Here is a 21551-nt window from a genome sequence, read left to right as displayed (position 1 = left end):
GCAAGGCGCAAAGCTGGCCGATGGGGCTGGTGACAGCCGAAACAATCCCCGGTAGAGCTGCTGTCGCATGGGGGGCATGTCCGGCATCATCGGCCGGTTACGTCCCGGCAGCATCCGTCACGACCAGAGCAAGATCGGAGCCGGCGAAGATGACCAAAGCCTCGGACCTTTTCATCCAATGCCTCGAGGAGGAGGGTGTCGAATATATTTTCGGCGTCCCCGGCGAAGAGAATCTCGACATGCTGGATTCGCTGTCGCGCTCCAAGTCGATCAAGCTGATCCTCACCCGGCACGAACAGGGCGCCGGCTTCATGGCCGCGACCTATGGCCGCCACACCGGCAAGACCGGCGTTTGCATGGCGACGCTCGGCCCGGGCGCGACCAACCTGGTCACCGCCGCGGCCTATGCCCAGCTCGGCGGCATGCCGATCCTGATGGTCACCGGCCAGAAGCCGATCAAGAAATCGAAGCAGGGCCGGTTCCAGATTCTCGACGTCGTCGACATGATGCGGCCGATCACCAAATATACGCACCAGCTCGCCTCGGCCGACAATATTCCGAGCCGGATCCGCGAAGCCTTCCGCCTCGCCGAGGAGGAGAAGCCCGGCGCGACCCATCTCGAATTCCCCGAGGATGTCGCCGACGAGCAGACCGATTCGGTGCCGATCAAGGCGAGCCTCGCGCGCCGGCCCTCGGCCGAACCCAAAGCGGTCCGCGCCGCGGTCAAGAGCCTGGAGAATGCGAAATCGCCGGTGCTGGTGATCGGCGCCGGCGCGAACCGCAAGATGACCGGACGGATGCTGCTCCAGTTCATCGAAAAGACCGGCATCCCCTTCATCACGACCCAGCTCGGCAAGGGCGTGATCGACGAGACGCATCCCAAGTTCCTCGGCTGCGCCGCGCTCTCTGCGGGCGATTTCTGCCACAAGGCGATCGAGGCGGCGGACGTGATCGTCAATATCGGTCACGACGTGATCGAAAAGCCGCCCTTCTTCATGAAGCCGGGCGGGACCGAGGTGATCCACGTCTCGACGCGCACTGCCGAGGTCGATCCCGTCTATTTCCCGCAGATCGAGGTGGTCGGCGACATCGCCAATGCGATCTGGCAGATGAAGGAGGACATCGTCCCTTCCGGCCGCTGGAACTTCGAGAGGATGATGAAGGCGCGCGCGGCCGAGGTCGAGCACACCGCCTCGATGTGCGACGATTCGCGCTTCCCGATCTTCCCCGCCTGCCTGGTGAAGCAGGTCCGCGCGGCCATGCCGTCCGACGGCATCATCTGCCTCGACAACGGCGTCTACAAGATCTGGTTCGCGCGCAATTATCCGGCGCGCCAGCCCAATACGGTGCTGCTCGACAATGCGCTGGCGACGATGGGCGCCGGCCTCCCCTCCGCCATGGCCTCGGCGATGGTCTATCCTGATCGCAAGGTGATGGCGATCTGCGGCGACGGCGGCTTCATGATGAACAGCCAGGAGATGGAGACGGCGGTCCGCCTCAAGCTCAACATCACCGTGCTGATCCTCAACGATTCGAGCTACGGCATGATCCGCTGGAAACAGGCGAACATGGGCTTCAAGGATTGGGGCCTTGAGTTCGGCAATCCGGATTTCGTCAAATATGCGGAAAGCTATGGCGCATTCGGCCACCGCGTGGAGAGCGCCGAGCACCTGCCCAAGCTGCTGCGGCACACGCTCGACACGCCGGGCGTGCATCTGATCGATTGCCCGGTCGACTATTCCGACAACGACCGCATATTGAACAACGAGATCAAAGAGCTAAGCGCGAAGCTCTAGCACCCAAACCCCTCCCCCTTGAGGGAGGGATCGGGGCAGGACCTGTCGAGCGACGGGCCTGCCCCACGTTCCCCACCCCAGCCCCTCCCCTGAAGGAGAGGGGGGAGATGCAAGATGGTGAAGCTGAAGGACGTCTACCCGCTCTACCTCAACAACAAGGCCGAGCAGCCCAATGCCGACCTTGAGGTGACCGACAAATATACTGGCGAGGTCGCGTTTCGCGTCGCCCAGGCGGATGCCAAGACGATCGACGCCGGCATCCAGGGCGCGGTCGAGGCCGCCGAGCCGATGGCGCGGATGCCGAGCTATGCGCGCCAGGACGTGCTCCAGCATTGCGTGACCCGCTTCAAGGAGCGGTTCGACGAGCTCGCTTTTGCGCTGTGCGTCGAGGCTGGGAAGCCGATCAAGGACTCCGAAGGCGAGGTCACCCGCCTGATCGACACCTTCCGCATCGCCGCCGAGGAAAGCGTGCGGATGACCGGCGAAGTCCAGCCGCTCGACATCTCGCCCCGCGCCAAAGGCTATCAGGGCATCTGGAAGCGGGTGCCGATCGGCCCCTGCTCGCTGATCTCGCCGTTCAACTTCCCGCTCAATCTCGCCGCGCACAAGATCGCGCCGGCGATCGCGGTCGGCTGCCCGTTCGTGATGAAGCCGGCGAGCCGCACGCCACTGGGCGCGATCATCATGGGCGAGGTGCTGGCCGAGACCGACCTGCCGAGGGGCGCCTTTTCGATCCTTCCCGCGCATCGCGAGGGCGCGGACCTGTTCACCGAGGATGACCGGCTGAAGCTTCTCTCCTTCACCGGCTCGCCCGGCGTCGGCTGGGATCTCAAGGCCAAGGCCGGCAAGAAGAAGGTGGTGCTCGAGCTTGGCGGCAATGCGGCCGTCGTGATCGACAAGGACGCCGATCTTGCCGACGCGCTGGAGCGCACGATCTTCGGCGCCTTCTATCAGTCCGGCCAGTCGTGCATCGGCGTGCAGCGCATCCTGATCCACGCCGACGTCTACGACCGCTTCCGCGACATGCTGGTCGCGAAGACGAAGACGCTCGTCGCCGGCGATCCCAAGGACCGCAACACCTTCATCGGCCCGATGATCTCGGAGGGCGAGGCGAAGCGGCTCGACGGCTGGATCCAGGAAGCCGTCGCAAAGGGCGCCACCCTGCTGTGCGGCGGCAAGCGCGAGGGCGCGATGCTCGAGGCGACGCTGCTCGAACATGTCGATCCGGCCACCAAGCTCAATGTCGAGGAGGCGTTCGGTCCGGTTGCTTTCCTCATCAGGTTCAGCAGCTTCGATGAAGCGCTCGAGATCGTGAACGACAGCAAGTTCGGCCTCCAGGCCGGCATCTTCACCCGCGATCTCTTCCAGATGTTCGACGCGTGGGACCGGCTCGACGTCGGCGGCGTCGTCATCAACGACGTGCCCTCCTACCGCGTCGACAACATGCCTTATGGCGGCGTCAAGGATTCGGGCCTCGGCCGCGAGGGCGTCCGCTTCGCGATGGAGGACATGACGGAAATCCGCAACCTGGTGATCCGCCGGACCTGAGCCGGCGGCCCAGCCCGGCTCAGTCGCCGCCGGTCAGGCCGCCGGATTCCGCGATCGTGCGGTTGGTGGCCCTGAGCTTCGCCTTGAGCGCGAGCGCGAAGCTGTGCTCGATCGCGCGGCGGATATCCTCGTTCGCCTCCACATAGGGGCGCAGCACGTCCGCGCCGGCGCACCAGAAGCGCGCCGGGCCGGTCAGGACGACGGTGGCGCTCGCGCGTTCGCCCGACAGGACGGTGAGTTCGCCGATCAGGTCGCCCGCGCGGCAGGTGCCCACCTGGCGGCCGCCGCTCGTCACCTTCGCCTCTCCCTCGGCGAGATAGTAGAGCTGCGCCACCGGCTCGCCCTCGCGGGTCAGGACATCCCCCGCCTTGCCGGTCAGCCAGAGACCCTGATCGATGAGATGGCGCGCCCGCGTCTGCGAGAGGCCTGAGACGAGATGGTCGATGACGGCCTGCTCGTCGGGCGTGAAGCGCTGCGCGCGCCGCTCGTAGAGCCCTCGCCCGAGGAGGAGAAGGCACGCCGCCAGCAACAGGCCCGCGCCGATCGCGCCGGCGCGATCATGGTTCAGGAAGAGCGCCCGGGCGAGGAAGCTTGCCGCCGCGCCGGCGATCAGCAGCCGGATCACGCCGGGCCGGCCGGCCAGCGCCGCCGCGATCAGCAGCGCGAACGCCAAGGCGGTGCTGAATGTGCCGACCGTCATCTTCCCCTCGCGCGATCGCCGTCACCATGCGCGATCGGGCGCGAGAGGGAAAGTGCCGACACCCTCATTTCTCCCCGCGGCTCGCGGGGAGATGCGGGCTTACTCCGTGGGCGCGCTTTCGATCAGGAGATCGAGCTGCTCCTGGCATCCATTGGCGATCAGCGCCTGCGCGACGCCCTGGACATCCGAGGGCTCGGAGGCGAGCGTCTTGAAGCGGATCCGGGTCGGCACCGCGACACCGGACGCGCTCAGCTGATAGTCGGCGCCATTGGCGATCGGCAGCGAGGCCGGCCACGCAACGGTCGCATGGCCCGCCCCCCACGTCACGTTCTGCGATCCGTTCGGACCCTGGATGGAGAGCGTGGTCGCCTCGCTCGCATCCGGCCGCCAGAGCATCACGTTCGACGTGTCGGCGACGCACATATTGCCGCTCTGCGTCACATCGACCTGCCAGATCGTCGTCGGGCTCACCGGCAGGATGCCGGCGCTTCGCACGGCCCCGACCCGGACACGCCGCCCATCCGACGCCTGAGCCGTCTGCGCGCTCGCCTGGACGGCGGCATTGGCGGCGGTGGCGATCGGACCGCGGAATGTGCGCGTGCCGCTCGCGCCGAGCAGCACGAGCGTGTCGCCGGCGCGCAGCTGGATCCGCGCATTGTCAGGCAGCGAACGGCCGGCGGGATAGCTTGCCGCGGACGGCCCCGACGAGCGCACGACAAGGACGTTGGCGGCGGCCGGAACGGCGACGCCGGCAAGAAGAGCGGCCAGAGCGAGGCGGCTCATTGCTTTGCTATTTGGACCCCAAGACAAAGTGACCTCCTGGACCTGCTTCGCGGATTCTATAGACGAATTCGCGCAGTGCTGCATCGGTCTTGTGCGCATCGACGATTGCCTCAAGCTGAACGAGCGCCTCTGTGTCGCCGCCGTCGAACCGTTCCCACAGCGCGACAAGCTGCTGCCGCAGCCCCGGGTCCATATGCGGCACCGGCTCCCATACCTCGACCGGCGTCGCGCGTCCCGAAAGCACGATCCGGCCCATCGGGCGGAAGAGATCGAGCGTGGACTGTGCCTTCGCGTCCCCACTGACCAGCACCGTCGTCTTGAGCTGCTTGTTGGCGGATTCGAGCCGCGCGCCGGTGTTCATGCCGTCGCCAAGCGCGGTATATTGGATGCGCCCCACCCCGCCGAAATTGCCGACCACCGCCTCGCCGCGGTGGAGGCCGACGCGGGTGATGCCGATCGGCGGGAGGCCCTCCCCCGCCTCGCGCGCAAAGGCCTGACCGCCTTCGTACATCTCGATCGCCGCGCGCACCGCGCGATCGGCATCGTCGTCGCGCGCGATCGGGGCTCCCCAGAAGGCGACGACGGCATCGCCGACGAACTTGTCGATCGTGCCGCCATGTTTGAGCACGATGTCGCTCATCCGGTCGAGATAGGTGTTGAGCAGGGCCGAAAGCTGCTCCGGCGTGATCGCGTGGGAAAGCTTGGTGAAACCCTCGAGATCGCTGAACAGGGCGTAGATCTGCTTCTTCTCGCCGTGGAGGGCGAGCCGATCGGGGTCGCGCAGGATCTGCGCTGCGATATCCGCGGGAAGATATTTGCCGAGCGCCGACTGGGCGAAACGCCGCTGCTCCGATCCGACCGCGCGCGCCGCGGTTCCGGCCGCGAGGAAGGCCAGCAGCCAGCCGCCGCCCCAGCCGAAGGCCGGCAGCGCGATCGTGTCGACACCCCATCCCTGGAGCTGGAACGGCAGCCAGGCGATGAGTGCGATTTCGATCGGGATGATCAGGCCCTTCCAGCTCCTGAGCTCGATCAGGCTGGTCAGCGCGCCGGCGGCAACGGCAATGATCGCGGCGAGCCACAGCGCCCAGGCCGGGATCGGCACGCGCATCCGGCCGTCCAGCAGCTGCGCCAGGATCTGCGCGTGGACCTCGAGACCCTTCATCAGCCGGCCGGTCGTGCGCGTCATCGGCGTCTCGTAATCGTCGAGATCCTGGATATCGCCGCCGATCAGGACGTAACGCCCGGCGATCATGTCGCGCACGCCCTCCGGGAACTGGTCGACGAACTGGATCGGCAGGTTGGTGAAGACCGGCACCTCGTCGTTCTGCGCCGTGCCGGGCAGGCGGAAATCAATGCTCCCGGTATAGCCGTCGAACGCATGACGGCCGGGCGCGAGCGCCTGGGCGAGCAGCGGCGGCAGGTGCGGGTTGCCGTCCGGCCACCGCCGGATCACGCCGTCGGCGAGATCGCTTTCGAGGCGGATGCTCGCGGGACGCAACGGCCCGGGCCGGGCGCGACGCAGGAAATCGGTGAGGAACGATTCCTGCCACGGCAGCATCTGGTCCGGATTGTAGCGATGGGAGGCAAAGGCGAGGAAGGTCGGCGTGCGGAGTGAGCGGAAGGCCGCGATGAGTTCGGCATCCTCGGGCTGCGCCTGATCGATCAGGATGTCGATGCCGATGGCGCGCGGGTGCATCGCGTCGATCGCCCGCAAGGTGCGGGCCAGCATCGCGCGATCGAGCGGCGAGCGCTTGCCGAGCTGCGCCAGCGTATCGTCATTATAGGTGACGAGCGTGATCCGACTGTCCTGCGTCAGCATCCGCTGCGCATGGGCGGTGAAGCGCAGATCGTAGAGCGCCCGTTCGGCATCGCTCGCGAGCGGAAGCTGCCAGGCGTAGCGGGCAAGGCCGATGGCGAGGGCGAGCACGACCAGCGTCGCGACGAGGCGCAGCGCACCGATCCGGCGCACGCCGCGCCGCATCCGCTGCCTGAGGTCGCCGCGTCCGTCCATGCCCTCCCCCGCCCGTATTCGCGAGCCTAGGCGCTTGGCCGCGCCGTGCAAGTCCCGTCAGCGCGCGCCGGCCCTCTTCGCCTGCGTCCAGGCGAGTTCGGCGAGCGGCTCGAGCATCGCCACCATGGAGGCGGCATGGGCCGACGAGGCGTTGCCGCGCGCAAGCCTGCCCTTGATGCCGTGGACGATGCCCGCCAGCCGAAACAGGTTGAACGCCAGGTAGAAATCCAGATCGGGGATGCCCTCCCGGCCCGTGCGCCGGCAGTAAGCGGCGACATAGTCCGCCTCGCTCGGGATGTTGAGCGCTTCGAGGTCCGCGCCGGCGAGGCCGGTCGTGATCCCGGGCGGCATCCGGTACATCATCAGGTGATAGGTGAAATCGGCGAGCGGGTGGCCGAGCGTCGAAAGCTCCCAGTCGAGCACCGCGAGCACGCGCGGCTCGCCGGGGTGGAAGATCATGTTGTCGCAGCGATAATCGCCGTGGATCACGCGCGGCTGCGGCTCGTCGGCCGGAACGTGCGCCGGCAGCCAATCGACCAGCCGATCCATCGCGGCGACCGGGCCGGCCGCCACATCCTCGCGATATTGCTTCGACCAGCGGGCGATCTGGCGCGCGAAATAATTTCCCGGCTTGCCATAGTCGGCGAGCCCGGCGGCGGCCGGATCGATCATGTGAAGGCGCGCCAGCGTCTCATTCATCGCGTCGAAATAGGCCGGCCGATCGGCGCGCGGGACGTCAGCGAAGGTCGTGTCCCAGAAAATCCGGCCCTCGACCATCTCCATCACGTAAAAGGGCGTGCCGATCACCGCCTCGTCCACGCAGAGGCCATAGGTGCGCGGCACCGGGAAGCCCTGGGCGCCGAGCGCGGTGATGACCCGATATTCGCGATCGACGGCATGCGCGCCGGCCAGCAGCTGGCCTGGCGGCTTGCGTCTCAGCACATAAAAGCGCGCCGGCGTCGCCAGCCTGTAGGTCGGGTTGGATTGGCCGCCCCTGAACTGCTCGATCGACAGCGGGCCCCGATAGTCTGCGACATTCGCGGCCATCCAGGCGTCGAGCGCCGCCGCGTCGAACCGATGGGCCTCGCGCACCGCGCCGGCGCCGCTGTTCCGCGCATTCCTGTCCATCCTTGTCCTTTTCAACCGGCCGGCATCGACGCGCAAGAGGCGGCCAGGGCCCATCGAATCCCTCGGGCGAGAGGCATGAAAAGCAAGAAAAATGCGGCCATGGTAAATTTTTTGGTAACCATGCGACATGTGCACCGAAGTGCCGGGACTATTGTGGCGAGGAAGGGTTGGAACACCGTTCCGGTCGGGCCGGACCCGCCGCCGCCAAGGATCCCCACGGCGGAGGCAGTCCGGGCAAAACCCGCCGGCGGCTTCTTGGCCGGGCCGAGGTGAGCGCCAGCCCTTCCTCCTGTCGGTACCGACTGTTCAGAGGGAAAATCTAATGAAGAAGATCGATATCGCGGCCCTGCCGGAACTGCGCACCAGCGTGGGAATGCACGGCTCGCTCAAGCAGAAAGAAGTCGGCGGTCCGATCTGCCTCGGCATCGTCGTCGCGGTCATCTACGCGCTCTAATCAAGCGTCGGACGATCGAGGGGCGGGTGCGTCATCCGGCGCCCCCGCCCCGCTTTCGTTCCGGTCGCCGCGCTGATAATCGGACTGCGCCATGATACCCGGACCTGAACTGGCGACGTGGATCGCGGATGCGGGCCTGCAGGCGCGCTCATTCGCCCGCGTCGAAGCCTGCGCCGACAAATGGCGGTCCCATCCCCTGATGAGCGATCTCGACCGCGAGATCAGCGCGATGGGGGCTCGCTCACCCGCCGCCCTCATTGCGGCGACCCGCCGCTTCCTCGATCGCCGCGACGATATCGATCTCCTGCTTCGCGAGATGATCGCGACGAGCCGGATCGACCCGTTCTTCCAGCCCCCGTTCCAGCCGATCACCAACGAGCTGCAGACGGGCCTGCTCATCTACAACCATCCCGATCTGTCGATCGCGCTCAGCGTGATGAGCGTCGACGCGCTGGCCGCCAAGAAGGTCGCCGGTGGCGGCATCGGATCGATCAATTTCACCGGCTACGACCTGATGATGCGCTTCATCGACAGTGGCGACGCGACCTTCTCCTTCTGGGAGGCGCCCGAGATCGACGACACGTTCACGGCAGCCGGCGCAGGCACGTGCCGCCGCCTCGGCGCGCGCCGGATCGCGGACGGCGAGGAGCTCCTGATCGACGGGCGGCGGCAAAGCTTCGTCATCGAGCATGCGGCCCGCGACATCGTCTATTTCCAGGCGGTGATCCGCGCCGGCGCCGCGCCGGTGACGGTGGAATATGACGCGGGCACGCTCGGCTTCCTGGGCGCCAGCAGCACCGATGAGGCGGCGTCGCGCATTCAGATGATGGCGAGCCTGCTGCGCGCGATGGAGCGCGAGGACGCACTGCCGGTGCTCGAGGCGGCGCTCGACGACGCCCAGTTTCACACCCGCTGGCACCTGATGCGCGAAATGCTCGCGCTGGATGCCGCGTTCGCGTTGCCGCTGCTCAAGCGAATGGCGGCGCTCGATCCCAATCCGGACGTCAAGGCCGCCGCGGGCCAGGTGCTCGTCCATTTCTTTCCCGACGATACGAAGCCCGGGAGCGAGGAGGCCGTCCAATGCCCCGCCTGATCGCCGCGGACACCACCGAATCGATCGAGCTTGCCGAGCTGATCGAGACGCTCGAGACCAGCGGCTTCGATCCGCAGGACGAGGACAATTTCGCGTCCTTCGGCGGCGCCCTGAAGAAGCTCGGCAACAACAAGTCCTTCCTCGGCGATCTCATCATCGGCGAGCTGAAGCAGCGCTGCGCGGGGCAGCTGCGCGACAATCAGTACAGCGCGCAGGTGATCCTGCTGCACAGCGGCACCCGCTACATCATCCGGGCCAATTTCTGGCCGGCGATGAAGGACAGCGTGATCCGCCACAGCGGCACCGACCCCTTCTTCTACGGCGTCGCGCACGATCACAATTTCTCGTTCCTGACCGTCGGCTATTTCGGGCCCGGCTATTGGAGCGATTATTACGAATATGATTATGGCGCGGTCGCCGGCTATCCGGGGGAGAAGGTCGCGCTGCGGTTCGTCGAAAAGGCGCGGCTCGAGGAGGGCAAGGTGATGCTCTATCGCGCCCACCAGGACGTCCATCTCCAGCTCGCCGCCGACGAGATGTCGATCTCGCTCAACATCGTCGAGGCGTCGCACAGCTCGTCCTTCCGCGATCAATATCGCTTCGACGCGGTAAACGGCACGCTCGAGGGGATCATGACCCGGATTTCGCTCGAGCCGCTGCTCGCCCTCGCCGCGACGCAGGCTGGAGAGGACGGTCGCGACCTGGTGACCGATTATGCGCGCCGCCATCCGAGCGACCGGATCCGCTGGTGCGCGCTGCGCGCCGTCGTCAGCGCCGAACCATCGATCGACAGCCGGCTTGCCCGATTCGAGGCCGCAACCGCCGATCCCTCGCCGCTGATCGCCGCATTGGCGCGGCGCGAGGCGGAGCGGATCGAGGTGAGCCGCCGCTGGATCGAGGCGCCGGCCGCCTGACGCCCCCGGCCAGGTGGGCACGCCGACGCGCCCCCTTTCAGCGCCACTCCATCGCAAGCCGGGCCGCGAAAATTTGCGCAGGCACTTTCCCCCGCTGCGCCTGTTGCCTAGATGCCGCTTCGCGACCTTTTAGCTGCAAGGAGAAGCCCCATGGCATTCGCGCTGCCCGATCTGCCCTATTCCAAGGACGCGCTCGGTGAGTTCATGTCGGCGGAAACGCTCGATTATCACCACGGCAAGCACCACAAGGCCTATGTCGACAAGGTCAATGGCTGGATCGACGAGAAAGGGCTCGCCGGCGCTTCGCTGACCGAGGTCATCAAGCGTGCGAAGGACGCAGGCGACAAGGGCCTGTTCAACAACGCCGCCCAGGTGTGGAACCACAGCTTCTTCTGGCAATGCCTCGCGCCGCCCCAGGGGCAGAAGCCGACGGGCCGCCTCGCCGAGATGATCGAGTCCGCCTTCGGCGGCACCGATGCGATGCTGCAGAAGCTCCAGGCCGAAGCGGTCGGCCATTTCGCCAGCGGCTGGGCCTGGCTGGTGCTCGACGGCGGCGCGCTCAAGATCACCTCGCTCCACGATGCCGACACGCCGGTCGTCTATGACGGCATGAAGCCTCTGCTCACGCTCGATGTGTGGGAGCATGCTTATTATGTCGATTATCGCAACGCCCGGCCGAAGTTCGCCGAGGCGGTGCTCGGCAACATCGTGAACTGGGATTTCGTCGCGCAGAATCTCGACGGCGAGGGCGTCTCCCGCGCCGACCAGGAACAATAGGCGACGCCAGGTCCTCCCTGTCCCCACGAGAGCGGGGATGGGGAGGATGTTTCAGGTCTTCAGGCGGTAGCCGGTCCGGAACATCCAGGAGACGATCGCAAGGCAGACGAGGAAGAAGCCAAGCGTCGCCGCGAGGCTGATCCCGACCGCGACATCGCTGGTCGAATAGAAGCTCCAGCGAAAGCCCGAGATCAGGTAGACGACCGGGTTGAACAGGGTCACCGTCCGCCACGGCTCGGCGAGCATGTTCACCGAATAGAACGCCCCGCCGAGGAAGGTCAGCGGCGTCACGATCAGCATCGGGATGAACTGGATCTGCTCGAAATTCCGGCCCCAGATGCCGATGATGAAACCGAACAGGCAGAAGGTCGACGCGATCAGCGCGAGGAAGGCGGCCATCCACAAGGGATGCTCGATCCGGATCGGCACGAAGAAGGCGGCCGTTCCCAGGATCACGAGCCCAAGGACGATCGACTTGGTCGCCGCCGCGCCGACATAGCCGATCACCGTTTCCACCGGCGAGATCGGCGCCGACAGCAATTCGTAGATCGTGCCGATGAACTTCGGGAAGAAGATGCCGAAGCTCGCATTGAAGATGCTCTGCGTGAACAGCGAGAGCATGATGAGGCCGGGCACGATGAACGCGCCATAGGGCACCCCGTCCACCTCGGTCATGCGCGATCCGATCGCCGCGCCGAAGACGACGAAATAGAGCGAGGTGGTGATGACCGGGGTCACCAGGCTCTGCCAGAGCGTGCGGATCGCGCGCGCCATTTCGAATCGGTAGATCGCCCAGATGCCATAGAGGTTCATGCCGCGCTCCGCTCCTCGTGGACCAGGCTGACGAAGATGTCCTCCAGCGAGCTCTGGCGCGTCTGGAGATCCTTGAAGGCGATTCCGAGATCGCGCATCCGCGACAGCAGCGACGGGATGCCGGTGCGCTCCGCCTGGCCGTCATAACTGTATGTGAGCTGATGTCCGTCGCCCGCGAGGGTCAGCGCCCAATCGCCGAGCTCGGCCGGCACCGCCGCCAGCGGCTCGGCGAGCTCGAGCGTCAGCTCCTTCTTGCCGAGCTTCTTCATCAGCTCGTTCTTCTCCTCGACCAGGATCAACTCGCCCTTGTTGATGACGCCGACCCGGTCGGCCATCTCCTCCGCCTCCTCGATATAATGGGTGGTGAGGATGATGGTGACGCCGCTTTGGCGAAGCCGTCGGACCAGCTCCCACATGTCGCGGCGAAGCTCGACGTCGACGCCCGCGGTCGGCTCGTCGAGGAAGAGGATTTCGGGCTCGTGGCTCAGGGCCTTGGCGATCATCACCCGGCGCTTCATCCCGCCCGAAAGCTCCATGATCTTCGCCTTGCGCTTGTCCCAGAGCGAGAGGTCGCGAAGCACCTTCTCGATATGGGCGGGGTTGGGCGCATAGCCGAAAAGGCCGCGGCTGAAGCTCACCGTCGCCCAGACCGTCTCGAAGGAATCGGTGTGCAGCTCCTGCGGCACCAGGCCGATGCGCCGGCGGGTCTGGCGATAATCGCGGCCGATGTCGAAGCCGTCGACCGTCACCGTCCCCGCGCTCGGCCGGACGATGCCGCAGATGATCGAGATCATCGTCGTCTTGCCGGCGCCGTTGGGCCCGAGCAGGGCGAAAATCTCGCCGCGCGCGATATCGAGATCGACCGGCTTCAGCGCCTTGAGACCCGAGGCGTAGGTCTTCTCCAGCCCCTTGATCGAGATGACGGCGTCCATGCGCGCTCCTATTCCGTCGGAAGGGTCGGCTGTTCTTCCTCGGCTTCCTCAAGCGTCAGCCCGTGGCGCATCAGCATCGGCACGTTGAGCGCCGCGAAGACAAAGGTCGCCGGAAGGAAGAACCACAGCTTGAAGCTCACCCAGAAATTGGTCGTCTGGGTGCGCCACACCACCTCGTTCAGCACCGCCATGACCCCGAAATAGGCGGCCCAGTTGCGCGTCAGGAGGTGCCAGCCGCGCTCCGACAGCCCCGGATAGGCGCTGCCGAGCACTGCCTTGAGCAGGTTGCGCCCGGTCGCCATGCCGAAGACGAGCAAGGCGGTGACGACGGCATAATAGATGGTCGGCTTGATCTTGATGAAGGTCTCGTCGTGCAGCCACAGCGTCAGCCCGCCGAGAACGACCACCATCAGCGCGGAAAACCAGAGCAGCGGCGAGATGAAACGATAGCGGAGCTGCGAGACCGCCATCGCCGCGAGCATCGCGACCATGAAGGCGCCGGTCGCAACGAAGATGCGCGACACGTCCGGCACCGGCGCAAGGAAATTGACGAGGAAGAAGACGAGCAGCGGCCCGAGATCGAGCAGCAGGCGGCCCGCAGCGCCTGGGCTTTTCGGCGGTGCCTTTTCCGGCGTTGGCGCTTCGCTCATGCCGCGACTCCAGCGATCGCGCGCGCGACTTCGGCCGGATCGAAGGGGCGAAGATCGTCCATCCCCTCCCCCACGCCGATGGCGTGGATCGGCAGCCCATATTTCTCCGCAGCCGCGACCATCACGCCGCCGCGCGCCGTGCCGTCCAGCTTGGTCATGACGAGTCCGGTGACGCCCGCCACCTCGCGGAAGGTCTCGATCTGCGAAAGCGCGTTCTGCCCGGTCGTGGCGTCGAGGACGAGCACGACGTCATGCGGCGCGGCCGGGTTGAGCCGCCCCAGCACCCGGCGAATCTTGGCGAGCTCGTCCATCAGGTCCTTCTTGTTATGGAGCCGGCCCGCCGTGTCGACGATCAGGACGTCGATGCCCTCGGCCGTCGCCTTCTTGACCCCGTCGAAGACGATCGCGCTGCTGTCCGATCCTTCCGGTCCCTTGATGATCGGGACGCCCGCACGATCGGCCCAGATCTGGAGCTGCTCGATCGCCGCCGCGCGGAACGTGTCCCCGGCGGCGAGGAGCACGGAATAATCCTGCTCCATGAACAGGTGGGCGAGCTTGGCGATCGTCGTCGTCTTGCCCGATCCGTTGACCCCGACGACGAGGATGACCTGCGGGCGCGGGAAGGCGTCGATCTCGAGAGCCTCCGCGACCGGCGCGAGGATCTTTTCCAGCTCTTCGGCGACGACCGCGCGGACCGCTTCGTCGGTGAGGCCCCGCTCGAACCGTTCGGAGGCCAGCCGCGCGCGCACCCGGGCGGCGGTGGAGGGGCCGAGATCGGAGGCGATCAGCGCCTCCTCGATCTCGTCCAGCGTCGCCTCGTCGAGCGCCGCTTTCGTGACGAGGCCGGAGAGATTGTCGCCAAGTCGCTCGGACGTCTTGCGAAATCCGGAGCGCATCCGATCGAACCACGAGTCGCTCATGCGCGCGCTCCGATCAGCACGTCGTTTTCCAATCCGGTAATGCTGACCTCCACAATCTGCCCCGCCTCGCCGGCCGTCGGCTGGACCGGGGCGAAATTTTCCGCATGGCCCCGCCCCTGACGCTCGACCAGCACGCGCTGGCGGGTGCCGACCATGGCCTCCAGCCAACGCCTGCGCCGACGGGCGCTCGCCGCACGCAGCGCCCCGGCCCGCCGCTTCACGGTCGAAGGGGGCAGCTGCGGCATTCGCGCCGCCGGCGTGCCGCGCTTCGGTGAATAGGGAAAGACATGCGCCATCACGATATCGCACTCGTCGATCAGGCGCAGCGAATTCTCGTGCATCGCCTCGGTCTCGGTCGGGAAACCGGCGATCAGATCGGCGCCGATGGCGATGCCCGGCCGGGCGGCCTTGAGCCTCGCGACCGTCTCGATCGCCTGGGCGCGGCTGTGGCGACGCTTCATCCGCTTCAGGATCATGTCGTCGCCGGCCTGGAAGCTCATGTGGAGGTGCGGCATGAACCGTGGCTCGTAAGCCGCGATCTCGAACAGCCTCTCATCCAGCTCGATGCAGTCGAGCGATGAGAGGCGCAGGCGCGGCAGGTCGGGGACGTGCTTCAGGATGCGCTCGACGAGCTGGCCGAGCGTCGGCGCGCCCGGCAGATCGGGGCCGTAGCTGGTCACGTCGACGCCGGTGAGGACGATCTCCGCGAACCCTTCGCCGACCAGCGCCCTGATCCGCTCGATCACCAGCCCGGCGGGCACCGACCGGCTGTTCCCGCGGCCATAGGGGATGATGCAGAAAGTGCAGCGATGGTCGCAGCCATTCTGGACCTCGACGAAGGCGCGCGCGCGCTCCGAAAATCCGGTGACCAGATGCGGCGCCGTCTCGCGCACGGCCATGATGTCGGAGACACGCACGCGCTCATCGGACAGGAAGGCGCTTATGTCGAGCTTCTCGCGGTTGCCGAGCACGCCGTTCACTTCGGGCATGGCGGCGAAGGCCTCCGGCTCAACCTGTGCGGCGCAGCCGGTGACGAGGATGCGGGCATCGGGCCGCGCGCGCCGGGCCTTGCGGATCGCCTGTCGCGTCTGCCGCACCGCCTCGTTGGTGACCGCGCAGCTGTTGACGATGACGAGATCGTCCTGCCCCCGCGCGAGCGAGCGCATCGCCGCGCTCTCCGCGGCATTGAGCCGGCAGCCGAGGGTGATCACCTCCGGCCCGCTCACTCGACCAGCTCGCCCGAAAAGACATGGACGGCCGGCCCGCTCATGTGGATCGGGCGATCCGGCGCCCAATCGATGGTGAGCGCGCCGCCGGGGAGGCGGACCTCGACCGGCGATTGCACCAGTCCCTTGCGGATCGCCGCCACCGCGGTCGCGCACGCGCCGGTGCCGCAGGCCTGCGTGAGGCCGGCGCCGCGCTCCCACACGCGCAGGCGGAGCGCGCCGCCCTCCCGGCTCGCGACGTTGACGTTGACCCGCTCGGGAAAGAGCGGATCGGTTTCGATCTGCGGCCCGAGGCGCGCCAGATCGACCGCATCGGCATCCTCGACGAAAAAGACGACATGCGGATTGCCGACATTGACCGCGAAGGGCGCCTGCAAATCCTCCCAGCCGACCGGCATGGCGGCCGTGTCCATCGCATAGGCAAGCGGAATATCCTCCCAGCCGAAGCGGGGATGACCCATGTCGATGCTCGCGCCGTCGCCGTCGAGCCGGCCGGTCAGAACACCGCCCAGCGTTTCGATCGTCAGCCCCCGCCCTTCCAGCAAGACGACGCAGCGCGTCGCATTGCCGCAGGATTCGACCTCGGTCCCGTCCGCGTTCCAGATCCGCATCCTGACATCGGCGACATCGGAAGGTTCGAGCACGATCAGCTGGTCGCAGCCGACGCCGGTCCGGCGATCGGCGATGGCACGGGCGCGGGCGGCCTCCATCGGCGCGCCGCCATGCCTGGCGTCGATGATCACGAAATCGTTGCCGAGGCCATGCATCTTGTGGAAGCGCTGCGCCATAGAGCAGGCGATCTAGGGTGGGGACGTGCGCAAGTCCACCGTCGGGCGGATCGATTTGGCCCGGGCCCGCGAGCGCGACCATTCATCGCCAGGCCGCTCACCGTCGCCCGGCCGGGCTGCATGGTCCGCTCCGTCCCGACGGGAGCTCAGCGCTACCAGGGGGTCCCGTCCTTGTGCGTGAACGCGCCGGTGGCGCTGTCGAGATGGAGATCGATGTCCGGATAATGGCAATCGCCCTCCCCATCGCGATTGTCGATCGCGACGAAGACGCAGGGCTTGTCGCTGCGATTGACGAGGTGATGGCCGTTGGCGACCCCGGCGGGGAAGGCTGCGACGTCGCCGGGGCGCATCACGGTCTCGCCGCCATCCTCGACCAGCACCGCCTCGCCCTCGAGCATGATCACCAGCTCGTCGATCCCCTCGTGCCAGTGGCGCTGGCTCGAAATGCCGCCGGGATCGAGCACGACATGCGAGGCGCCGATCCGGGCGAGGCCGGCGGCCGGCGAAAGGCGGCGGTAATGGCGCCCCGTCATCGCCTCGCGATAGGGCGAGGGATAGCCGGTGCGGGTGACCTGTTCGATGGCGTCGAGATCGAGCTTTGGCATGGCGTTTCTCCGCCTCCGTGCTAGTCGGCGGCCATGAGCGATGCAATCGACCCGGTGACGCTTGCGAAACGGCTGATCGCCTGCCCGAGCGTGACCCCCGCGACCGGCGAAGTGTTCGACATCTTGGAGGCGGCGCTCGTGCCGCTCGGCTTCGAGGTGCATCGCTTCGTTGCCGGCGCGGCGCCGGACGGGCCGGTCGAGAATCTGTTCGCGACGCGCGGCGCCGGGAGCCCGCATCTCGGCTTTGCCGGCCATCTCGACGTGGTGCCGGCCGGCGACGGCTGGGCGAGCGATCCGTTCGTGCCCGAGGAAAGGGGCGGCGTGCTGCACGGGCGCGGCGCGGTCGACATGAAATCGAGCATCGCCGCCTTCGTCGCCGCCTGCGCGGATATCGGGGAGCATCCCGGCACGCTGAGCCTCATCATCACCGGCGACGAGGAAGGACCGGCGACCTTCGGCACGCCGGCGCTGATCGACTGGATGGCGGCGCGCGGCATCCGGCCGGACATGATCCTGATCGGCGAGCCGACCAGCGAAGAGCGGCTCGGCGACGTCGTCAAGATCGGGCGGCGCGGATCGGTCAATCTGTGGGTGACGGTGGGCGGCACGCAGGGCCACGTCGCCTATCCCCACCGCGCCGACAATCCCATCCCCAGGCTCGCCCGGGTGATCGATGCGCTGGAGGCGCTGCACCTCGACGACGGCAACGACGCCTTCCAGCCTTCCAACCTCGAGATCACGGCGGTCGAGACCTCGAGCAACGCCACCAACGTCATCCCTGGCTGGGCGCGCGCGCAGCTCAACATCCGCTTCAACAACCTCCAGCGCGGGGCCGACCTGGTCGAGCTCGTCCGGCGCACGGCCCAGGCGGCGGCGCCGGGCGCGCGCGTCGAGGCGAAGATTTCGGGCGAGGCGTTCCTGACCCCGCCCGGCCCGATCCATGACATCGTGTCGGCGGCGATCGAGGCCGAGACGGGCCTTGCGCCGCGCCTGTCGACCCATGGCGGCACCTCCGACGGGCGCTTCCTCATATCGCTCTGCCCGGTGATCGATTTCGGGCCGCCCAATGCGACGATGCACAAGCTCGACGAGGCGATCGCGATCGAGGATCTCGACGCGCTCCGGCGCATCTATGCGCGGGTCATCCGGCTGGCGCTCGGCGGCGCCTGAGCACGATATAGAGCGCGCCCTGCCCGCCGTGGCGCGGATGGGCGCCGCGCACCGCCGCGATGTCCCCGGCATGGCGCGAGGCGGCGAGCCAGTCGCCGACGGCGGCGCGGATCGCTCCGCGCGCGACGGGGCGGCGATCGTCGCGCGGCGGCTTGCCGGTGACGAGCAGGATCACCCGCGCCTCATGCGCGACCGCCTGGGCGAGCCGCCGATCGAGCAGGTCATAGGCGGTGGCGAGATTGTGGCCGTGGAGATCGACCGTGACATCGGGCGCGACCAGGCCGCGCGACAGCCGGCGATCCCAGCTTGCATCCAGGGTCGTGCCCGGTGCGGCGCGTGGCGGCGTGGTTTTGCGTGATAATGCGGGGGAAATGCGTGGCGGCGGCGGGGAAGACGGCGGCGGTGCGGGGGTCGGCGTGGTTTCGCGTGGCGGCGCGGGGGCGCCGAGTGGACGCACCGTTTCAACCACCTTGCGCCACAGCGCCGCCTCTTCAGCGCTGAGCCGGCGAACCATCGCGGCCAAGCCTTGCCAGACGCCCGCGCGGCAGCAGGATATAGGCGCGGCCGTGCGACTGCATCGACCCGGCCGTCTCCAGCGCCTCCGGCCCGGCGCCCCAGAAGGTATCGAAGCGGTTCGGCCCGCGGATTGCGCCGCCGGTATCCTGCGCGATCCAGATCCCGTCGGCGCGGGGATTGTCCATGTCCTGGAGGAGCACCGGCGCGCCGAGCGGCACGAAGGCGGGATCGGCGGCGACGCTGATCCCGGGGGTGACCGGCCGGCCGAGCGCGCCGAGCGGCCCCGGCCCGGTGAGCTCGCGGAAGAAGACGTAGCTCCTGTTCTCGCGCATCAGCGCATCGCCCTCGGCCGGATGGGCGTGGAGCCAATCGACGATCTGGCGCATCCCGATCGGCCCCTGGATCAGCCCGCGCTCGCGAAGCAGCCGGCCGATCGCCACATAGTCGCGCCCGTTCTGGTCGGCATAGCCGATCCGCATGAGGCTTCCGTCGGGGAGCCGCAGGCGGCCCGAGCCCTGGATCTGGAGGAAGAAGAGTTCGACCGGATCGGCCGCCCAGGCGATCTCCAGCCCGCGCCCGGCGAGCGCGCCATCCTCGATCTCGCCGCGATCGTAATAGAGGACGTAATTGCCATCGGCGTCGATCCGGCCGCGCCCCCGCGCGCCGGTGCGCGGATCGGCGGTCAACAGATCGGGCGGCCGCGCATAGATCGGCACCTCATAGCCGGGCTGGCGAACGCGCGAGGCGCGGATTTCCGGCTCGTAATAGCCGGTCGCGAAGGCGCTGCCGTCACCGACCTCGGCAAGCTCGAACCGCGCGGCGAAGAAACCGGCGGCGGCGCCCGGCGCGAGCGAGGCGGCCTCGCCGCAGAGCGGCCGCCAGTCGTCGCCCGTCGCAAGGCCGCTCGCATCGGCGCGCGAGACGAGCGACGGGCAGCTGACCAGGAACGAGCGCAGCGCCGCGGCGGCGCGCGCGGGATCGAGGGAAGGCAGCGGCGGCCCGGGCCGAACCCCAAGGGCAATGGCCGAGGCCGGCGCGGGCGGCGGTGGCGGCGGCGTCACTTCGGGCGGCCCACGTCGCGGCGCAACGCAGCTCGCCAGCGCGAACATCAGCAGCTGGAGAAGCAGACCCTTCCCGCGAAAGGGGCCGCGCCGGGAGGGAATGGAATCGCCGCGCATCGCCGCGCTTCATAGCGCGCGGGGCGGGACATGGGAAAGCGATCGAGCGCGAAGGCTCAGGCGGCTTCGTCGGTGTCGACCAACTGCCAGTTGGGATCGTCGCCGCGAAGCGTGCGCCGGAAGGTCCAGACATCGTTGGTCGGGACCGCATCGGTCATCGAGCCGGCAATCATCTCGCCCGAGGCATTGCGCGTGACGGCGGAGACATAGGCGTCGAACCGGACGTCGATCTCCGCGACGCGGCCGTTGAGGCGAGCATCGTCGATGGTCGCGCGCTCGATGGCGACGAGCCGGTTGTCGTGCGTATGGCCCTGGGTCTCGCGATCGGCGATCGCCTGTTCGAACGCCGCGCACACATCGGGGCTGGCAAGGCGGGCAAGGGTGGCGCGATCGCCGGACCAGAAGGCCTCGAGGATCATGCGATAGGCGGCCTGCGCGCCCTCGAGGAAGCGGGCGACATCGAAGCCGCCATCGGCGGCGATGATCGCGCGAATGCCGCCGGCCGCGCCCTGTTCGAACGCGAAGCCGGCCGGATCCGTCCCGGCCGCGGCGGGACCGGTCTTCGCCGGCACCGCTTCGGCCGCGGGCGCCGCTTCGGGCCGCGTCACCGGCTGCTGCTCATGCCCCGTGCGCTGGCCCAGAACGGCATAGAGACGCAGCCCCACAAACAGGGCGATCATGGCCAACAGCACGATTCCGACGGTCAACAAACGTCTCCTTGAGCCAATCCTACATAGGCGCGTTCACCCGGGCTTTCAAATGCACATTCCCGATTAACCCCTGTCTAACGTCGGCGCGCCGCAGATGTTGCGCGGTTCGTCGGCCCCTGCTACCCGCCGCCGGCACGCGCGGGCCGGCCCGACACCGGCCGCCAGCAACAGCTTTCCACGATTTCTTCGAAGGATCTTGAGACAAATGGCCGAAGACGAAGGCGCGAACGGCGCCGCCGACCCGATGATCGCAGGCAGCGACACGCCGCCGCAGATCGGCATCATCGCGCAATATGTGAAGGACCTGTCCTTCGAAAATCCGAACGCGCCGGCCGTCTACCAGTGGCAGAGCCAGCCGCAGATGGACGTCCAGTTCAACATCGGCGCGCAGATGGTGGGCGAGGATGTCCACGAGGTGGCGCTGAAGATCGACATCAAGGCGACCGCGACCGAGGGCACCGCCTTTCAGGCCGAACTGCTCTATGCCGGCCTGTTCGCGCTCAAGAACCTGCCCGCGGACCAGCTCCAGCCCTTCCTCCTCGCCGAGGCGCCGCGGCTGCTGTTCCCGTTCGCGCGCCGCGTGATCGCCGACGCTTCGATCGACGCCGGCTTCCCGCCGCTGATGCTCGATCCGATCGATTTCGCAGGCCTCTACATGCAGCAGCAGGGACAGCTGCTGAGCGGCGAGCCGGCCGGCCAGGCCTGAGGCCCCGTCGATACGGGATTTCGACCTTGCCCAATGCCTACTCAGGATGAGCGAAAGGAGTGTATCGTTGCCCTTTCCCCGCTCATCCTGAGGAGCGGCTGAGCATGGCGAAGACGCGTATCGAAGGACGAAC

22 protein-coding genes are annotated in these 21551 nt (G+C 67.6%); 8 read left to right on the top strand and 14 right to left on the bottom strand.

Annotation, left to right across the window (positions count from 1 at the left end; translation table 11 throughout):
• The first annotated feature begins 149 nt into the window (after window positions 1-149).
• Window positions 150-1796 (top strand): acetolactate synthase large subunit, encoded by a 1647-nt coding sequence (locus FRZ32_RS12340; RefSeq protein ID WP_147043794.1) that lies wholly within the window; start codon window positions 150-152, stop codon window positions 1794-1796.
• Between the two features lie 114 nt (window positions 1797-1910).
• A complete protein-coding gene (locus FRZ32_RS12335) occupies window positions 1911-3344 on the top strand; it encodes an aldehyde dehydrogenase family protein (RefSeq protein WP_147043793.1) in 1434 nt (477 codons plus the stop codon).
• 19 nt (window positions 3345-3363) lie between these two features.
• Here the strand turns inward: FRZ32_RS12335 and FRZ32_RS12330 are convergent, their stop codons facing one another.
• The 4 genes from FRZ32_RS12330 to FRZ32_RS12315 form a co-directional block, all read right to left on the bottom strand.
• Window positions 3364-4044 (bottom strand): cyclic nucleotide-binding domain-containing protein, encoded by a 681-nt coding sequence (locus FRZ32_RS12330; protein ID WP_147043792.1) that lies wholly within the window; start codon window positions 4042-4044, stop codon window positions 3364-3366.
• 99 nt (window positions 4045-4143) lie between these two features.
• Window positions 4144-4827 carry a hypothetical protein gene (locus FRZ32_RS12325; protein ID WP_147043791.1) on the bottom strand — a complete coding sequence of 228 codons (684 nt, stop codon included), beginning with the start codon at window positions 4825-4827 and terminating at the stop codon, window positions 4144-4146.
• Window positions 4828-4834: 7 nt separating this feature from the next.
• Window positions 4835-6838: an adenylate/guanylate cyclase domain-containing protein gene (locus tag FRZ32_RS12320; protein WP_147043790.1), complete on the bottom strand. Its 2004-nt coding sequence runs from the start codon at window positions 6836-6838 to the stop codon at window positions 4835-4837.
• Between the two features lie 57 nt (window positions 6839-6895).
• Entirely contained in the window at window positions 6896-7966 is a 1071-nt protein-coding gene (locus FRZ32_RS12315; RefSeq protein WP_147043789.1) for a phosphotransferase family protein, read from the bottom strand.
• 322 nt (window positions 7967-8288) lie between these two features.
• On the opposite strand from FRZ32_RS12315, the gene FRZ32_RS15685 reads away from it, so the two are divergent.
• From FRZ32_RS15685 to FRZ32_RS12300, 4 genes are all read left to right on the top strand, one after another.
• Window positions 8289-8420, top strand: a complete 132-nt coding sequence (locus FRZ32_RS15685; RefSeq protein WP_279379230.1) for a hypothetical protein — start codon at window positions 8289-8291, stop codon at window positions 8418-8420.
• A gap of 199 nt (window positions 8421-8619) precedes the next feature.
• Window positions 8620-9513, top strand: coding sequence for a HEAT repeat domain-containing protein (locus tag FRZ32_RS12310; RefSeq protein WP_147043788.1), 894 nt, complete (start codon window positions 8620-8622; stop codon window positions 9511-9513).
• The gene (locus FRZ32_RS12305; protein ID WP_147043787.1) at window positions 9501-10427 is read left to right on the top strand and encodes a transposase; all 927 of its coding nucleotides are present in this window, start codon (window positions 9501-9503) and stop codon (window positions 10425-10427) included. Before FRZ32_RS12310 ends, FRZ32_RS12305 begins: the two co-directional genes overlap by 13 nt.
• A gap of 150 nt (window positions 10428-10577) precedes the next feature.
• Complete coding sequence (locus FRZ32_RS12300; protein ID WP_147043786.1) at window positions 10578-11204, top strand: superoxide dismutase; 627 nt, start codon at window positions 10578-10580, stop codon at window positions 11202-11204.
• Between the two features lie 51 nt (window positions 11205-11255).
• On the opposite strand, the gene FRZ32_RS12295 is transcribed toward FRZ32_RS12300, so the two are convergent.
• From FRZ32_RS12295 to FRZ32_RS12265, 7 genes are all read right to left on the bottom strand, one after another.
• Entirely contained in the window at window positions 11256-12017 is a 762-nt protein-coding gene (locus tag FRZ32_RS12295) for an ABC transporter permease (protein ID WP_147043785.1), read from the bottom strand.
• Complete coding sequence (locus FRZ32_RS12290; RefSeq protein WP_147043784.1) at window positions 12014-12949, bottom strand: ABC transporter ATP-binding protein; 936 nt, start codon at window positions 12947-12949, stop codon at window positions 12014-12016. The genes FRZ32_RS12295 and FRZ32_RS12290 overlap by 4 nt, the downstream gene beginning before the upstream one ends.
• Before the next feature lie 8 nt (window positions 12950-12957).
• Window positions 12958-13599 (bottom strand): inner membrane-spanning protein YciB, encoded by a 642-nt coding sequence (locus FRZ32_RS12285; RefSeq protein ID WP_147043783.1) that lies wholly within the window; start codon window positions 13597-13599, stop codon window positions 12958-12960.
• Window positions 13596-14519 carry a signal recognition particle-docking protein FtsY gene (gene ftsY, locus FRZ32_RS12280; protein WP_147043782.1) on the bottom strand — a complete coding sequence of 308 codons (924 nt, stop codon included), beginning with the start codon at window positions 14517-14519 and terminating at the stop codon, window positions 13596-13598. Before ftsY ends, FRZ32_RS12285 begins: the two co-directional genes overlap by 4 nt.
• Entirely contained in the window at window positions 14516-15745 is a 1230-nt protein-coding gene (mtaB, locus tag FRZ32_RS12275; protein ID WP_147043781.1) for a tRNA (N(6)-L-threonylcarbamoyladenosine(37)-C(2))-methylthiotransferase MtaB, read from the bottom strand. The genes ftsY and mtaB overlap by 4 nt, the downstream gene beginning before the upstream one ends.
• Entirely contained in the window at window positions 15742-16533 is a 792-nt protein-coding gene (gene dapF, locus FRZ32_RS12270; protein ID WP_147043780.1) for a diaminopimelate epimerase, read from the bottom strand. The genes mtaB and dapF overlap by 4 nt, the downstream gene beginning before the upstream one ends.
• 152 nt (window positions 16534-16685) lie before the next feature.
• The gene (locus tag FRZ32_RS12265) at window positions 16686-17138 is read right to left on the bottom strand and encodes a cupin domain-containing protein (RefSeq protein ID WP_147043778.1); all 453 of its coding nucleotides are present in this window, start codon (window positions 17136-17138) and stop codon (window positions 16686-16688) included.
• Window positions 17139-17171: 33 nt separating this feature from the next.
• On the opposite strand from FRZ32_RS12265, the gene dapE reads away from it, so the two are divergent.
• The gene (gene dapE, locus FRZ32_RS12260; RefSeq protein ID WP_147043775.1) at window positions 17172-18308 is read left to right on the top strand and encodes a succinyl-diaminopimelate desuccinylase; all 1137 of its coding nucleotides are present in this window, start codon (window positions 17172-17174) and stop codon (window positions 18306-18308) included.
• Here dapE and FRZ32_RS12255 read toward each other — a convergent pair.
• The 3 genes from FRZ32_RS12255 to FRZ32_RS12245 are packed head-to-tail and all read right to left on the bottom strand — an operon-like array spanning window position 18280 to window position 20682.
• Window positions 18280-18822 carry a Smr/MutS family protein gene (locus FRZ32_RS12255; protein ID WP_147043773.1) on the bottom strand — a complete coding sequence of 181 codons (543 nt, stop codon included), beginning with the start codon at window positions 18820-18822 and terminating at the stop codon, window positions 18280-18282. The genes dapE and FRZ32_RS12255 overlap by 29 nt on opposite strands.
• Window positions 18800-20002 (bottom strand): murein transglycosylase A, encoded by a 1203-nt coding sequence (mltA, locus tag FRZ32_RS12250; protein ID WP_147043771.1) that lies wholly within the window; start codon window positions 20000-20002, stop codon window positions 18800-18802. Before mltA ends, FRZ32_RS12255 begins: the two co-directional genes overlap by 23 nt.
• Before the next feature lie 56 nt (window positions 20003-20058).
• The gene (locus FRZ32_RS12245) at window positions 20059-20682 is read right to left on the bottom strand and encodes a Tim44/TimA family putative adaptor protein (protein WP_243445358.1); all 624 of its coding nucleotides are present in this window, start codon (window positions 20680-20682) and stop codon (window positions 20059-20061) included.
• A gap of 235 nt (window positions 20683-20917) precedes the next feature.
• On the opposite strand from FRZ32_RS12245, the gene secB reads away from it, so the two are divergent.
• Window positions 20918-21418, top strand: a complete 501-nt coding sequence (gene secB / locus FRZ32_RS12240) for a protein-export chaperone SecB (protein WP_147043767.1) — start codon at window positions 20918-20920, stop codon at window positions 21416-21418.
• Window positions 21419-21551 lie beyond the last annotated feature (133 nt).

Source organism: Sphingosinicella ginsenosidimutans, assembly GCF_007995055.1.
Classification (GTDB): domain Bacteria; phylum Pseudomonadota; class Alphaproteobacteria; order Sphingomonadales; family Sphingomonadaceae; genus Allosphingosinicella; species Allosphingosinicella ginsenosidimutans.
The sequence above is the reverse complement of the archived record's forward strand: the minus strand, read 5'-3'. Positions and strand labels throughout refer to the sequence as shown.

Coding starts and splice junctions, on each gene's coding strand:
- FRZ32_RS12340 (WP_147043794.1), top strand. CDS start 150: ATGACCAAAGCCTCGGACCTTTTCATCCAATGCCTCGAGGAGGAGGGT.
- FRZ32_RS12335 (WP_147043793.1), top strand. CDS start 1,911: ATGGTGAAGCTGAAGGACGTCTACCCGCTCTACCTCAACAACAAGGCC.
- FRZ32_RS12330 (WP_147043792.1), bottom strand. CDS start 4,044: ATGACGGTCGGCACATTCAGCACCGCCTTGGCGTTCGCGCTGCTGATC.
- FRZ32_RS12325 (WP_147043791.1), bottom strand. CDS start 4,827: ATGAGCCGCCTCGCTCTGGCCGCTCTTCTTGCCGGCGTCGCCGTTCCG.
- FRZ32_RS12320 (WP_147043790.1), bottom strand. CDS start 6,838: ATGGACGGACGCGGCGACCTCAGGCAGCGGATGCGGCGCGGCGTGCGC.
- FRZ32_RS12315 (WP_147043789.1), bottom strand. CDS start 7,966: ATGGACAGGAATGCGCGGAACAGCGGCGCCGGCGCGGTGCGCGAGGCC.
- FRZ32_RS15685 (WP_279379230.1), top strand. CDS start 8,289: ATGAAGAAGATCGATATCGCGGCCCTGCCGGAACTGCGCACCAGCGTG.
- FRZ32_RS12310 (WP_147043788.1), top strand. CDS start 8,620: ATGAGCGATCTCGACCGCGAGATCAGCGCGATGGGGGCTCGCTCACCC.
- FRZ32_RS12305 (WP_147043787.1), top strand. CDS start 9,501: ATGCCCCGCCTGATCGCCGCGGACACCACCGAATCGATCGAGCTTGCC.
- FRZ32_RS12300 (WP_147043786.1), top strand. CDS start 10,578: ATGGCATTCGCGCTGCCCGATCTGCCCTATTCCAAGGACGCGCTCGGT.
- FRZ32_RS12295 (WP_147043785.1), bottom strand. CDS start 12,017: ATGAACCTCTATGGCATCTGGGCGATCTACCGATTCGAAATGGCGCGC.
- FRZ32_RS12290 (WP_147043784.1), bottom strand. CDS start 12,949: ATGGACGCCGTCATCTCGATCAAGGGGCTGGAGAAGACCTACGCCTCG.
- FRZ32_RS12285 (WP_147043783.1), bottom strand. CDS start 13,599: ATGAGCGAAGCGCCAACGCCGGAAAAGGCACCGCCGAAAAGCCCAGGC.
- ftsY (WP_147043782.1), bottom strand. CDS start 14,519: ATGAGCGACTCGTGGTTCGATCGGATGCGCTCCGGATTTCGCAAGACG.
- dapF (WP_147043780.1), bottom strand. CDS start 16,533: ATGGCGCAGCGCTTCCACAAGATGCATGGCCTCGGCAACGATTTCGTG.
- FRZ32_RS12265 (WP_147043778.1), bottom strand. CDS start 17,138: ATGCCAAAGCTCGATCTCGACGCCATCGAACAGGTCACCCGCACCGGC.
- dapE (WP_147043775.1), top strand. CDS start 17,172: ATGAGCGATGCAATCGACCCGGTGACGCTTGCGAAACGGCTGATCGCC.
- FRZ32_RS12255 (WP_147043773.1), bottom strand. CDS start 18,822: ATGGTTCGCCGGCTCAGCGCTGAAGAGGCGGCGCTGTGGCGCAAGGTG.
- mltA (WP_147043771.1), bottom strand. CDS start 20,002: ATGCGCGGCGATTCCATTCCCTCCCGGCGCGGCCCCTTTCGCGGGAAG.
- FRZ32_RS12245 (WP_243445358.1), bottom strand. CDS start 20,682: ATGATCGCCCTGTTTGTGGGGCTGCGTCTCTATGCCGTTCTGGGCCAG.
- secB (WP_147043767.1), top strand. CDS start 20,918: ATGGCCGAAGACGAAGGCGCGAACGGCGCCGCCGACCCGATGATCGCA.